This is a genomic window from Pseudomonas sp. NPDC087336, from assembly GCF_044744285.1.
Taxonomy (GTDB): Bacteria; Pseudomonadota; Gammaproteobacteria; order Pseudomonadales; family Pseudomonadaceae; genus Aquipseudomonas.
Map to the genome: position 1 here is coordinate 24122 of NZ_JBIUYA010000010.1, position 13930 is coordinate 38051.

A 13930-nucleotide genomic window follows, 5' to 3' on the forward strand; every position below is an offset into this window, starting at 1 on the left:
TAATCAGTCAGCCAAACGCCAGGTCGTCCCGCCCTTGCCGTCTTCCAGCACCACGCCCATGGCGGTGAGCTGGTCGCGGATGCGGTCAGATTCGGCCCAGTCCTTACCGGCACGTGCCGCCAGGCGCGCAGCGATCAGCGCTTCAACTTCAGCAGCATCCACGCGCCCTTCGGCACCGGCCTGCAGGAAGTCATCGGCTTCAAGCTGCAACACGCCCAATACGCTGGCCAGTTCTTTCAAACGGGCCGCCAGGCCGGCCGCTGCGTTCAAATCGCTCTCGCGCAGGCGGTTGATCTCGCGAACCATCTCGAACAGTACCGCGCAGGCTTCCGGCGTACCGAAGTCGTCGTTCATCACCTGGGTGAAACGCTCGACGAAGGCTTCGCCGCCCGCCGGCGCCACGCTCGGCAGGCCTTTCAACGCGTGGTAGAAACGCTCCAGGGCGCCCTTGGCGTCCTTGAGGTTGTCTTCCGAGTAGTTGATGGCGCTGCGGTAGTGGCTCGACACCAGCAGGTAACGCACGACTTCCGGATGGTATTTGTCGAGCACGTCGCGAATGGTGAAGAAGTTGTTCAATGACTTGGACATCTTCTCGCCATTGATGCGGATCATGCCGCAATGCATCCACGCGTTGGCGTAGGTCTTGCCGGTGGCCGCTTCGCTCTGGGCGATTTCGTTCTCGTGGTGCGGGAACTCAAGGTCGCTGCCGCCACCATGAATGTCGAAGGTCTCGCCCAAGCAGCAGGTCGACATCACCGAGCACTCGATGTGCCAGCCCGGACGCCCGGCGCCCCACGGCGATTCCCAGCTCGGCTCACCCGGCTTGGCGGCTTTCCACAGCACGAAGTCCAGCGGGTCCTGCTTGGACTCGTCGACTTCGATGCGCGCGCCGATGCGCAGGTCTTCGATTTTCTTGCGCGACAGCTTGCCGTAGCCCATGAACTTGCCGACGCGGTAGTACACGTCGCCATTGCCCGGGGCGTAGGCGTAACCCTTGTCGATCAGGGTCTGGATCATCGCGTGCATGCCCGGGATGTGATCCGTGGCACGCGGTTCCATGTCCGGCTTCTTGATGTTCAGGCGCGCTTCGTCTTCGTGCATCGCCGCGATCATGCGCTCGGTCAAAGCTTCGAACGACTCGCCGTTCTCGTTGGCCCGGTTGATGATCTTGTCGTCAATGTCGGTGATGTTGCGCACATAAGTCAGGTCGTAGCCGCTAAAACGCAGCCAGCGCGTCACCAGGTCGAAAGCAACCATGCTACGGCCGTGGCCCAGGTGGCAGTAGTCGTACACGGTCATGCCGCACACGTACATGCGCACCTTGTTGCCATCGAGCGGCTTGAAGACTTCTTTGCTCTTGGTGAGCGTGTTGTAGATTGTAAGCACGTTATTTCCTTGAATCACTGGCCCCAGGAGTCACGCAGGGTCACGGTACGGTTGAACACCGGCTGACCGGGTTTCGAGTCCTTGATATCCGCGACGAAGTAACCTTCGCGCTCGAACTGGAAACGGTCTTCGGGCTGTGCGTTGCCAAGCGAAGGCTCGGCACGACAACCGGTGAGTACCTGCAGCGAGTCAGGGTTGATGTTGTCCAGGAAACTGGCGCTGTCCTCGGCCTTCTCCGGGTTCGGAGAACGGAACAGGCGATCGTACAGGCGCACTTCGCACTCGACGCTGGCAGCGGCCGGCACCCAGTGGATCACACCCTTGACCTTGCGGCCTTCCGGGTTTTTGCCCAGGGTGTCCGGATCGTACGAGCAGCGCAGTTCGACGATGTTGCCATCGGCGTCCTTGATCGCTTCGTCGGCACGGATCACGTAGCTGCCGCGCAAACGCACTTCGCCGTTCGGTTCCAGGCGCTTGTAGCCTTTTGGTGGCTCTTCCATGAAGTCTTCACGGTCGATGTAGATTTCACGGGCGAACGGCAGGACGCGCACGCCCATGTCTTCTTTCGGATGGCATGGCAGTTCAAGGTTCTCGACCTGGCCTTCCGGGTAGTTGGTGATCACGACTTTCAGCGGACGCAGCACGCACATGGCGCGCGGAGCGCTGTGGTCGAGGTCGTCACGGATGCTGAATTCGAGCATGCCGAAGTCCACCACGCCGTCGGAACGGTTGGTGCCAATCATTTCGCAGAAGTTGCGGATCGACTTCGGCGTGTAGCCTCGGCGGCGGAAGCCCGACAGCGTGGACATGCGCGGATCGTCCCAACCGTTGACGTGGCCCTCGTCCACAAGCTGCTTGAGCTTGCGCTTGCTGGTGATGGTGTAGTTCAGGTTCAGGCGGCTGAACTCGTACTGTCGCGGGTTGGCCGGCACTGGCAGGTTCTCGAGGAACCACTCGTACAGAGGACGGTGGCTTTCGAATTCCAGGGTGCAGATCGAGTGGGTGATGCCTTCGATGGCGTCCGACTGACCGTGGGTGAAGTCGTAGTTGGGGTAGATGCACCACTTGTCACCGGTCTGGTGGTGATGCGCGTGACGGATGCGATACATGATCGGGTCACGCAGGTTCATGTTCGGCGAGGCCATGTCGATCTTGGCCCGCAGCACACGTGCGCCGTCCGGGAACTCACCGGCGCGCATGCGGGCGAACCAGTCCAGGTTCTCTTCAACCGAACGGTCGCGGAACGGGCTGTTCTTGCCCGGCTCGGTCAGGCTGCCGCGGTATTCCTTGGCTTGTTCAGGGGTCAGGTCGTCGACATAGGCCTTGCCGGACTTGATCAGTTCGACGGCCCAGTCGTGCAACTGGTCGAAATACTGCGAGGCATAGCGCACTTCACCGGACCATTCGAAGCCCAGCCATTTGACGTCGCTTTCGATCGCGTCGATGTATTCCTGGTCTTCCTTGGCCGGGTTGGTGTCGTCGAAACGCAGGATCTAGACGCCGCCGAACTCCTGGGCCAGGCCGAAGTTCACACAGATCGACTTGGCGTGGCCGATGTGCAGGTAGCCGTTGGGTTCAGGCGGGAAACGGGTGACGATCTGCGTGTGCTTGCCCGAGTCCAGGTCTGCCTGGATGATCGGCCGCAGGAAGTTGACCGGCACGGCAGGGCCGGTCTTGGCATTCGAGGTAGGGTCGACAGTGGGCTTGCTCATAGGATCCTTGAACGTACAAGTGCGTGGCCGTAATGAAGGCCGGACAAAACAAAGCCGCTATCATAGCCGATGCCGTCAAGTACCTGACAGAGCGCACTCTGTAAACCGTCGCATTTAATAGGCCGTAAATAAAAAAACAGCCTCGAAATTCGTGCCTGTCACGCTAAACTGCGCACCTTGGCCGAAGCAGGCTGAACCGGTTGTAGGGCTGAATGTCCCACAACCACGAATTCCTTATAAAGAGTAGCGATCATGACTCAAGTCAAACTGACCACCAACTACGGCGACATCGTCATCGAACTGGACGCGGAAAAAGCGCCAATCACCGCTGCCAATTTCATTGAATACGTTAAAAAAGGTCACTACGAGAACGTCGTGTTCCACCGTGTGATCAAGGGCTTCATGATCCAGGGCGGCGGTTTCGAGCCTGGCATGCAGGAAAAGAAAGACAAGAGCCCGAGCATCCAGAACGAAGCCGACAACGGTCTGAAGAACGAGAAGTACACCGTCGCCATGGCTCGCACCATGGATCCGCATTCGGCATCAGCGCAGTTCTTCATCAACGCCACCAACAACAGCTTCCTCAACCACACTGCCAAGACCGCTCAGGGTTGGGGTTATGCCGTGTTCGGTAAAGTCGTTGCGGGCACCGACGTGGTCGACAAGATCGAAGGCGTTGCAACCACCTCCAAGGCCGGTCACCAGGACGTGCCTAAAGACGACGTGATCATCGAGAAAGCCGAGATCATCGAAGCGTGATACTGCTGATTTCAGACTTGCATCTGGAAGAGGAGCGCCCGGACATTACCCGGGCGTTTCTGGATTTGCTCGCCGGACGCGCCCGTTCGGCGAGTGCTCTCTACATTCTGGGCGACTTTTTCGAGGCGTGGATTGGCGACGATGCCATGACGCCGTTCCAGCGTTCCATCTGCCAGGCCCTGCGCGACTTGAGCGACAGCGGCACGGCGATATTCCTGATGCACGGCAATCGCGACTTCATGTTGGGCAAGGCGTTCTGCAAACAGGCCGGCTGCACCCTGCTGAAAGATCCGAGTGTCGTGCAGTTCAATGGCGAACCCGTGCTGTTGATGCACGGCGACAGCCTCTGCACCCGCGACGAAGCCTACATGAAGCTGCGTCGTTACCTGCGCAACCCGATCACCCTGTTCATCCTGCGGCACTTGCCGCTGCGTACCCGCCAAAAGCTTGCGCGCAAACTGCGCAGTGAAAGCCGTGCGCAGACGCGGATGAAGGCCAATGACATCGTCGATGTCACGCCCCTGGAGATTCCGCGGATCATGCAGCAGTATGGGGTCAAGACCCTGATCCACGGCCATACCCATCGTCCGGCCATCCACAAGTTGCAGCTAGGCGAGCACGCGGCCAGGCGCATTGTGTTGGGGGATTGGGATAAACAGGGTTGGGCGTTGCAGGTGGACGACAGCGGGTTTGCCTTGGCACCGTTCGATTTCACGCCGCCACCGCAACTCGCAGCTCCCACGAATTAACGACCAAACACAAAACCCTGTGGGAGCGGGCTTGCCCGCTCCCACAGGTCTTGTGTTGCTTCAATGCCCGGCAGCCGCCGGCCCCGCCTTGGCCGCAAACGGCGGTTTCGCCAGCCAGACGATCACGATCAACCCCATGAACGCCCACCCCAGCAACGTGAAGTAGTCCACGGTGGAGAGCATGTACGCCTGGCTGGTCAACACATGGTCGAGCTGCGCATACGCCGGGTTGCTCGCACCCCCCAGTGCATGCAGGGCCTCACGGGTTGCAGGCTCATAGGCGCTGATGCTTTCGCTCATGTACGCATGGTGCTGGTCGGCCCGGCGAATCCAGATCCACGTGGTCAACGATGCCGCGAAGCTGCCGCCCAGGGTCCGCAGGAACGTCGCCAGGCCCGCGCCATCGGCGATCTGGCTCGGCGGCAGGTCCGACATCAGGATGCTCAGGGTCGGCATGAAGAACAGCGCCACGCCGATGCCCATGAACAACTGCACCAGGGCGATGTGCTGGAAGTCCACTTCGCTGGTAAAGCCGGCACGCATGAAACAGCTCAAGCCAATGGCCAGGAACGCGATGCCCGCCAACAGACGCAGGTCGAACTTGTGCGCGTACTTGCCGACAAACGGCGACATCAGCACCGGCAGTATCCCGATCGGCGCCACCGCCAGGCCGGCCCATGTTGCCGTATAGCCCATCTGGGTTTGCAGCCATTGCGGCAACATCAGGTTGATCCCGAAGAACCCGGCGTAACCCAACACCAGCACCAGGGTGCCGATGCGGAAGTTGCGGTAGGCAAACAGGCGCAGGTTGACCACCGGGTGTTGGTCAGTCATTTCCCAGATCACGAACACCGCCAGCGCCACCACCGAAATGGCCGCGCCAATAAGGATGAAGTTCGATTCGAACCAGTCGAGGTCGTTGCCCTTGTCGAGGATCATCTGCAACGCTCCGACGCCGATGACCAGGGTGATCAAACCGACGTAATCCATCGGCTGATAGCTGGTTACCACCGGCCGCGCCTTGAGCTGCGAACGCACGACCAGGACCGCGAAGATCCCGATCGGCACGTTGATGAAGAAGATCCACGGCCAGCTGTAGCTGTCGGTGATCCAGCCGCCGAGGATCGGGCCTGCAATCGGCGCCACCACCGTAACCATCGCCAGCAACGCCAGGGCCATGCCGCGCCTGGCGGGAGGATAAATGGCGATCAGCAGCGTCTGGGTCATCGGGTACAACGGCCCGGCCACCAGGCCTTGCAGCACCCGGAAGCCGATCAGTTCCGGCATCGAGGTGGAAATACCGCAGAGAAACGAGGCCAGCACAAACAGCACGGTCGCCCACAGGAACAGCTTCACCTCACCGAACCGCCGGCTGAGCCAGCCAGTCAGCGGCAACGCGATGGCATTGCTCACCGCGAAAGACGTGATGACCCAGGTGCCCTGCTCCGAACTCACCCCCAGGTTGCCGGAAATCGTCGGCAGTGCCACGTTGGCGATGGTGGTGTCGAGCACCTGCATGAAGGTCGCCAGCGACAGGCCAATGGTGCTCAGCACCAGGCTTGGAGGCGTGAAAGACGCGTTATTGCTCATCGCGAATCCTTTGAAACTCAGGTTGCACCGCGCCTATTACAGACGCAGTTGACCCTGTGGGAGCGAGCTTGCTCGCGATGGCGGTATTAGATTCAACATCCATGTTGACTGACCGGACGCAATCGCGAGCAAGCTCGCTCCCACAGGGGGGGGGCGGTGTGATGGCGAATCAGCGATGCACGGTCTTGCTGACCGCGGCGCTGTTGTCATGGATCAGTTGGGTAATCATGGCGTCGGCCTCGGTCAACTGGCGGTCATAGATGCCGGTGCTGAACGACGCCTTTTGCGGCGGCTGTTGCGCCAGCACCGGGCCGCTCTGGTCACGCAGGTTCACCTCGACCACGGTCGACAGGCCAACACGCAAGGGATGTTCGGCCAGCTCCTGAGCGTTGACATGGATCCGCACTGGCACCCGCTGCACGATCTTGATCCAGTTGCCCGTGGCGTTCTGCGCCGGCAGCAAGGCAAACGCGCTACCGGTGCCAGCGCCAAGGCTGTCGATGGTGCCGCTGTATTTCACGCTGCTGCCGTAGAGATCGGCTTCGATCTCCACCGGTTGGCCGATACGCATGTCACGCAGCTGGGTTTCCTTGAAGTTGGCGTCGATCCACAACTGATCCAGCGGAATCACCGCCATCAGCGCCTCCCCCGGCTGCACCCGTTGTCCCAGTTGCACACTGCGCTTGGCCACATAGCCGGTGACCGGCGCGATCAGGGTGCTGCGGGCGTTGTTCAGGTAGGCCTGGCGCAATTGCGCAGCGGCGGCCATCACGTCCGGGTGCGAGGAAACCACGGTGTCATCCACCAGAGCACTGGAGGTCTTGAGCTTCTGTTGCGCATTGGCCAGGGCGTTTTGTGCCGAGGTCAGGTCGTCACGGGCGTGGGACAGCTCCTCCTGGGAAATCGCCCCGCCGACGGCGAGATTTTTCCGCCGGTTGAAGTTGTCCTGGGCTTTCTGCACTTCGGCTTGCTGGGCGTTGACCTGGGCTTTCATGCCGTCGACGTCGCTGTACAGGCCGCGGACCTGACGCACGGTGCGGGCCAGGTTGGCCTGGGCGCTTTGCAGGCCGACCTCGGCATCGTTCGGGTCGAAGTTCACCAGCACCTGGCCTTCGTGGACCAGATCGCCATCATCGGCGCCGATGCTGACGACGGTGCCGGTGACCAGCGGGGTGATTTCCACCACGTTGCCATTCACATAGGCGTCGTCGGTGCTTTCGCTCCAGCGCCCGTAAAACTCGTGGTAGGCCCAGACGCCCGCGCCGCCCAGCGCGACCACCACGGCCAGGGCCAGCAGCATGAACTTGCGCTTGCCCGAATCGGGATTGACCGGGGTGTTTTCAGCAATTGGCGTTGTATCGGCAGTGGCCATGACAAATTCCTTGAATTAGTGGGTCAGCGTGGCGGGCGCGGTATTGGCCGAGGCAATGGCCTCAGGCTGGAAACCGCCGCCCAGCGCCTGTACCAGTTGGATCGACAGGTCGATCTGCTCGGCATTCAGGTTGGCCAGCTGGCGCTGAGCCTGGAGCAATTGCTGCTCGATGCTGAGCACGTCCAGGTAGTTACCGATGCCGGAACCGTAACGCTGGACCACGGTGTTGTAGGAATCCTGGGCAATGTCGGTGGCGTGTTGCTGGGCTGTGATCTGCCGCCCGATGTCACGCAACTGGTTGATGCTGTCGCTGACGTCGCCCAGAGCCCTGACCAGGATTTTGTTGTACTGCGCCACCGCCAGGTCGTAGTCGGCGTCGCGGGAATCGAGGTCGGCGCGTAGACGGCCACCGTCGAAAATCGGCACGGAAATCGTGGGTGCGACATTGAAGAAGCGGCTGGCCGAACCAAACATCGCATCCCCCAACAGTGATTCGGCACCGGCCGCGGCGCTGAGGTTCAAGTTCGGATAGAACTGCGTTTTGCCGGCATCGATATTCTTGCTCGCCGCCTCGACCCGCCAGCGCGCGGCCACCAGGTCCGGACGACGTCCGAGCAGTTCGGCCGGCAGCACCGACGGCAAGGCCACGGCGCCTGGCTTGAGAATGTTCGGCCGGGTGATTTCATTGCCGCGATCCGGGCCTTTGCCAAGCAGCACGGCCAGGGCAATTTTGGCGCTTTGCAGGCGCTTCTCGGCATCGATCAGATTGGCCTGGGAGGTGGCTTCCAGGCTTTCGGTCTGCTGGAACTGGTACTGGCTGTCGATCCCGGAACTCAGGCGGCGCTGGCTCAGATCAAGCATTTGCCGGGTGCGCTTGAGGTCTTCGGCGGACAGGTCATGGACAATGTGCGCCTGCCCCAGGTCGCTGTAGGCACGGGCCACGTCAGCGGACAAGGTCAACTGCGCAGCCTGCTGGTCGACTTCGGCGGCACGGGCCTGGCCCAGCGCCGCTTCCCAGGCATCACGCTGACCGCCCCAAAGGTCGAAGTTGTAATTGAAGATGGCGCTGATGTTGCGCACGGTGGAGTAATTGTCGCCCTGCCCCAGCGGATCCTGGTCCCGGGCCAGACGCGAACGGCTGACGCCGGCGCTGGCATCCAGGGTCGGCATCCGCGCGGCGTCGGCGGCGTAGGCAGCGGCGCTGGCCTGGTGGGCGCGGGCGTCGGCGATCTGCATGTCGGGGCTGTCGTGCAGGGCTTCGCGGATCAGGCCGTCGAGCTGCGGATCGCCGAGGCTTTTCCACCAGTCGCTTTTCGGCCAAGTGGCCTGCGACAGCGTCACGCCGCTGAGGGATTGCCCGGCCTTGAGGTTCTTCGCCTCGAGACTGACGCCTTCGGTGGTCAGCCCACTGTAGCTGGCGCAACCGGCCAGGCTCATGGCCAACAGCACCAGGCTCAGGCCGGTGCGCAAGAATTTAATGCTCATTGGTCACCTACCCGCAGCAGGGTGATCGAGTCACCGGCCGCCACCAGGATTTTCTTCAGGATCGACTCCAGGGTTTTCAGTTCTTCCGGAGTGATGGCCCCGGCCAGTTCATTCATGGCGTCGGCGCCGATGTGCGGCAGGCGATCGGCCAGTTTCTGGCCCTCCTCCGTCAGCACCAACTGCACCTGACGACGGTCTGCCTCGGAGCGCTGGCGTGCGAGAAATCCTTTCTGTTCCAGACGATCGAGCATGCGGGTCATCGAACCGCTGTCCAGGGACAGGTGCCGACACAGCTCACCCGGCGAATCGACGCCGAACTGGGCCATGATGATCAACACCTTGAACTGCGCCGCGGTGATGCCGTGGGGTTCCATGTGCGTATCGATAATCCGGTCCTTGAGCAGCGCCGCGCGCCCGAGCAGGAGGCCGAGGTGGCAATTGTGGAAATCGTCTGGCGTGAAATGCTTCATCTGAACACCAATTAGCTGCCTAAGCAGTGAATGTATGTCGAGATGTTACTGCCTAGGCAGTCAATGTCAACGTAATTGTTAGGCTGCTTAGCAATTGCTTGACCAATGGCGTCGGTTATTGGGGCGGATTTATCGATGCCATCGCCCGCAAAACCTGCGGCACAGCTGGCAGCCAAACTACCCAACTGGTTAAACTATGCCGCCGCGGCTCAAGGGGCCGGACTGAAGATCACGGGGACATCACAGTGGCCGCTCGACCACCCAAGCATTCGCGACTCAAACCGCGCTGGCCGGCGTTGTGCCGCCTCTTTGGCAAGGTATCGGCCGCGCCTGACCGTCACTGCGCGAATGCGCGGGTCATTCACGACTACTTTCACCAAAAGGCCTGTTCCCAGGGCTACACCCTCAGCCATAGCCAGCAACGGGTAATCGACTGCATGGCGCAGCATGCATCAAAGCTGCTGGGCACAACGGGCAAGACACTGCCCGGGCTTTACCTGCACGGCGCCGTTGGGCGTGGCAAGAGCTGGCTGCTCGACGGTTTTTTCCAGGCGATCCCCCTTGCCCAGAAGCAGCGCCTGCACTTCCACGGTTTTTTTGCCCGCCTGCACGAGGGCATGTTCAGCCATCGCGACCAACCAGATGCGCTGGCGACCACGCTGGATGAATTGTTGAGCGATTGCCGGGTGCTGTGTTTCGACGAGTTTCACGTCCATGACATCGGTGACGCGATGCTCATCACGCGACTGTTCAAGGCACTGTTCCACCGCGGGATCCTGCTGCTGGTCACTTCCAATTACGCGCCGGAAGGCCTGTTGCCCAACCCGCTTTACCATGCGCGCTTCAAACCGGTGATCGACCTGATCAATGCGCGCATGCAAGTCATGGAAGTCGGCGGGCCCCACGACTACCGCAGTCAGGCCAGACACCATGCGCACCAGTTGTTCACCCAGGGCCGCTACGTCTGGCCCGCCACGTTGGCGCAACGCCAGGCATCGAACCTGCCAGGGCCGAACGGACCGGCCATTGCCCTGCCCGTCGGTACTCGCCATCTAGCGGCCCGCTACTGCGAAGGACGCACCGTCGGCTTTACCTTCAGCGACCTGTGCGACCACCCCACTGCGGTCATGGATTACCTGGAACTGTGCCGACGCTTCGATCACTGGATCATCGACGACCTGCCCGACCTCGCCGACTGCCCGATTGCCGCCCAGCAGCGCTTCATCAACCTGGTCGACGTTCTGTATGACCAGGACAAGCACCTGACATTGCTGGGCCAGCGCTCCCTGCGCGAAAGCCTGGGCGGTGATGCCATCGACCTGGCGCGCACGCGTAGCCGGTTGGGGCAATTGGTGGAGGTAAGGGAGGGGATTTGAGTCGGGAAAATTTTCTGGGGATTGAAGAAAAAGATCGCAGCCTGCGGCAGCTCCTGAGCCCCCACCACTCGGTGCCTCGCTAGGGCTCGGCATGCCATAACGAAGGCATTGCTCCGTGGGTCGCCGCGATGGGCCATCCATGGCCCAGTGAACACGTGATCGTTCCCACGCTCTGCGTGGGAATGCATCCTGTGACGCTCCGCGTCACCGTTTTGCAGGGCTCACGTCATGCGTCGACAGCGGAACGCGGAGCGTCCCTGGCGGCATTCCCACGCGGAGCGTGGGAACGATCACATCGCGTACAGGCCTGCAATCAGGTCGGCTTTAAGGCCGCCTCGTTTTGGCTGTTGATCTTGCCCTGGCTTTTGATTTTCTTGCCCCATCGAGAGGCTTCGTTCCGGTTCTGCGCAGTGGCGGGCCCACGGAGCAGGACCGGAGCGAGGGTACCCCGAGCCTCGGCGAGGGGCCGAACGCCAGGGGCAAGAGCCCTTGGTTACTTGGGGCTCTTCCAAGTGACTCGCTGTAAGAGCGAAACCCTAAATGGCCGTTACCGCAGGAATGGATATGTACGCAGTCAACAAAACATAGGTCGGCTGTCAGGCCGCCTTCGCCGGCAAGCCTGGCTCCTACAGGATGTTTTTTCAGTGGCCGTGAGGGCGCAAATCAACCGGCCAGGCCGACAAACATATCCTGCACGTCGTCATGGTTATCGAGGCCTTCGAGGAACGCTTCGACTTCAGCCATCTGCTCATCGCTCAGGCCACTGACCGGGTTCTTCGGCTGGTAGCCCAACTTGGCCGACAACACGGTGAAACCTTGCTCGGGCAGGGCTTTTTGTACCGCATCCAGGTCCGTAGGTTCGGTCAGGAACAGCGTTGCGCCGTCTTCGCCCGGCTCGAAATCCTGGGCACCGGCTTCGATCGCGGCCATCTCCGGATCGGCGTCCGGGGTGTCTGGCGCAGCCTCGATCATGCCCACGTGGTTGAAGTCCCAGGCCACCGAGCCGGAAGCGCCGAGTTGGCCCTTGCGGAAGGCGACGCGGATTTCAGCGACGGTACGGTTGATGTTGTCCGTCACGCACTCGACGATCAGCGGCACCTGGTGCGGCGCGAAGCCTTCATAGGTCACGCGATGGTATTGCACGGTTTCGCCCAGCAGACCGGCGCCTTTCTTGATGGCGCGATCCAGGGTTTCCTTGGGCATCGAGGCCTTTTTCGCCTGTTCGACCACCAGACGCAGGTGTGCGTTGGTGGCGGTATCGGCACCGTTGCGCGCAGCAATGGTGATTTCCTTCACCAGTTTGCCGAAGATCTTGCCCTTGGCGTTGGCTGCCGCTTCTTTGTGTTTAACCTTCCACTGTGCGCCCATTACTCACTCTCTTGTCTATGGCGCCGAAACATCTATTGGCCGACGCATGCCGCCAAGTTTATACGGCCTAAAGTTGGCAATCGACCAAAAAATCTCAGGCTCAACCACGGATCGACATCTTTACCGATGGTTGTAGGGCGATTCTGAAATTTCAGTTGGCGATGTCCACAAGGCATGCGGGTTTCGTACTCTCTGCGGCCGTACTCCCTGGCAGAAGCGCATTCGATGCATAACGACAAGGAAAGTCCCTTCACCCTGACACTTCTCGATGACCACCTGACTTTGCAAGTAGTGCAGTTCAGTGGACGTGAGGCCCTCAACCAACCCTATCGATTCGATATCGAAGTGATCGGCCTGGTGCCGGCCCTCAACCTCGAACGGCTGCTGCGACAACCGGCACTGCTCGACCTTGGGCAAGGCCAGGGCATCCATGGCGTGCTGCACAGCGCCAGCTGCGAACATCGAGGGCGCGGCCGGGTCGGCTATAAACTGGTCCTGGTGCCCGCCCTTCAAGCGCTGGATCGACACCGATCGCGGCGGGTCTTCCAGCGCCTCAGCGTGCCCATGATCCTGCGTCTGCTGCTGGAGGAGCATGACCTGCACGCCGACAGCTATCGCCTGGAACTGGCAGACGGACACTATCCCCTGCGGCCTTTTTGCATCCAGTACGAGGAAACCGACCTGGCCTTGCTGCAGCGCCTGTGCGAGGAGGAAGGCATTCACTATCACTTCGAACATTCCCGCCACGGTCATGTACTGGTGTTGGCCGACGACAACATGAGTTTTCCCCAGGAGCCGCTGCTGATGCCTTTCCATGGCGATGAGACAGGCGAAAGCACTGCACCTGTGATCAGCGAGCTGTTCCAGCGCCATGACTCACAAGTCGTTTACCCACGAATGGAGGCGAAAAATCGCGGTGTTCAGATCGATGAAGCCGCGGCCAATCACGCTTTTTCCTACACGTGTGCACCCCACCCTTCCCAAGAGCAGCGTCATCGAGATCAACTTGAGCGCCGCGATCTGCAGCGTATGCGTTGCCAGCAATTGCAGCTCCACGGTCGAAGCAATCAGTGTCTGTTACGTAGCGCACACATCGTGCAGGTGGCCGACCATCCCGTGCCGGGGTTCAACGACCAATGGCTGGTCTGCCAGGCTCGGCATCAAGGCCAGCAGGGTTCGATCCTGTCTGAGGACAGCATTGTCCGGCGCTATCGCAATCAGTTCACGGCCATTCCCTGGTCGACGGTGTTTCGCCCCCCCCTGGACCAGGCCAGGCCGCGCATCCCCGGTTTCCAGCCTGCCCGGGTCTGCGGCCGGGCCGGGCAGCAGGCGCAACAGGATGATCAAGGTCGCCTGCAGGTGAGTGTGTGGCCCGACACGGATGTCGATCCCGAGGCGGCCAAAGGCCTGTGGCTACCCGTCGCGCTGGCAACGCCCCAGGTCCCGGGGCAAGAGGTCCCGCTGCCAATGGCCGGCAGCGACGGCTGGGTCAGTTTTCTCGACAGCGACCCGGACCGTCCGGTGTTCTGCGCCAGCAGTGGGCAGCGCCGCCGCCCGCCAGCGGAACGCGCCGACACCCCGCGCAGTGACACCGGCCTGCTGCTCGACTGGTTGATCAGTCGCACCGACCCCGCGCCCTGAGCATCAGCCCCGGTTACCGGAC

The 13930-nt window shown here is 61.3% G+C and carries 10 protein-coding genes and 1 pseudogene; 4 read left to right on the plus strand and 7 right to left on the minus strand.

The window, feature by feature from the left end:
- Nucleotides 1–3: 3 nt before the first annotated feature.
- Both cysS and ACIO0C_RS12190 read right to left on the minus strand, forming a co-directional pair.
- Nucleotides 4–1386, minus strand: a complete 1383-nt coding sequence (gene cysS / locus ACIO0C_RS12185; RefSeq protein WP_020801184.1) for a cysteine--tRNA ligase — start codon at nucleotides 1384–1386, stop codon at nucleotides 4–6.
- A 14-nt stretch (nucleotides 1387–1400) separates the two neighbouring features.
- Nucleotides 1401–3098 (minus strand): annotated as a pseudogene (locus ACIO0C_RS12190) (glutamine--tRNA ligase/YqeY domain fusion protein).
- Between the two features lie 252 nt (nucleotides 3099–3350).
- Here ACIO0C_RS12190 and ACIO0C_RS12195 point away from each other — a divergent pair.
- Both ACIO0C_RS12195 and lpxH read left to right on the plus strand, forming a co-directional pair.
- Nucleotides 3351–3857: a peptidylprolyl isomerase gene (locus tag ACIO0C_RS12195; RefSeq protein WP_027614639.1), complete on the plus strand. Its 507-nt coding sequence runs from the start codon at nucleotides 3351–3353 to the stop codon at nucleotides 3855–3857.
- The gene (gene lpxH, locus ACIO0C_RS12200) at nucleotides 3854–4606 is read left to right on the plus strand and encodes a UDP-2,3-diacylglucosamine diphosphatase (protein WP_401312044.1); all 753 of its coding nucleotides are present in this window, start codon (nucleotides 3854–3856) and stop codon (nucleotides 4604–4606) included. Before ACIO0C_RS12195 ends, lpxH begins: the two co-directional genes overlap by 4 nt.
- A 60-nt stretch (nucleotides 4607–4666) precedes the next feature.
- Here the strand turns inward: lpxH and ACIO0C_RS12205 are convergent, their stop codons facing one another.
- From ACIO0C_RS12205 to ACIO0C_RS12220, 4 genes are all read right to left on the minus strand, one after another.
- Complete coding sequence (locus tag ACIO0C_RS12205) at nucleotides 4667–6196, minus strand: DHA2 family efflux MFS transporter permease subunit (RefSeq protein WP_401312047.1); 1530 nt, start codon at nucleotides 6194–6196, stop codon at nucleotides 4667–4669.
- A 169-nt stretch (nucleotides 6197–6365) separates the two neighbouring features.
- The gene (locus ACIO0C_RS12210; RefSeq protein ID WP_401312050.1) at nucleotides 6366–7568 is read right to left on the minus strand and encodes an efflux RND transporter periplasmic adaptor subunit; all 1203 of its coding nucleotides are present in this window, start codon (nucleotides 7566–7568) and stop codon (nucleotides 6366–6368) included.
- A 15-nt stretch (nucleotides 7569–7583) separates the two neighbouring features.
- On the minus strand, nucleotides 7584–9053 hold the full coding sequence (locus ACIO0C_RS12215) for an efflux transporter outer membrane subunit (RefSeq protein ID WP_401312053.1): 1470 nt from the start codon (nucleotides 9051–9053) through the stop codon (nucleotides 7584–7586).
- Nucleotides 9050–9523 (minus strand): MarR family winged helix-turn-helix transcriptional regulator, encoded by a 474-nt coding sequence (locus ACIO0C_RS12220; RefSeq protein WP_401312056.1) that lies wholly within the window; start codon nucleotides 9521–9523, stop codon nucleotides 9050–9052. Before ACIO0C_RS12220 ends, ACIO0C_RS12215 begins: the two co-directional genes overlap by 4 nt.
- 245 nt (nucleotides 9524–9768) lie before the next feature.
- Here ACIO0C_RS12220 and zapE point away from each other — a divergent pair, with 245 nt between their 5' ends.
- The gene (zapE, locus tag ACIO0C_RS12225; protein WP_401312059.1) at nucleotides 9769–10899 is read left to right on the plus strand and encodes a cell division protein ZapE; all 1131 of its coding nucleotides are present in this window, start codon (nucleotides 9769–9771) and stop codon (nucleotides 10897–10899) included.
- Nucleotides 10900–11562: 663 nt separating this feature from the next.
- Here zapE and ACIO0C_RS12230 read toward each other — a convergent pair.
- Entirely contained in the window at nucleotides 11563–12267 is a 705-nt protein-coding gene (locus tag ACIO0C_RS12230; protein ID WP_401312061.1) for a YebC/PmpR family DNA-binding transcriptional regulator, read from the minus strand.
- Between the two features lie 225 nt (nucleotides 12268–12492).
- Here ACIO0C_RS12230 and ACIO0C_RS12235 point away from each other — a divergent pair, with 225 nt between their 5' ends.
- Complete coding sequence (locus ACIO0C_RS12235) at nucleotides 12493–13908, plus strand: type VI secretion system Vgr family protein (RefSeq protein ID WP_401312063.1); 1416 nt, start codon at nucleotides 12493–12495, stop codon at nucleotides 13906–13908.
- The last annotated feature ends 22 nt before the right edge of the window (nucleotides 13909–13930 follow it).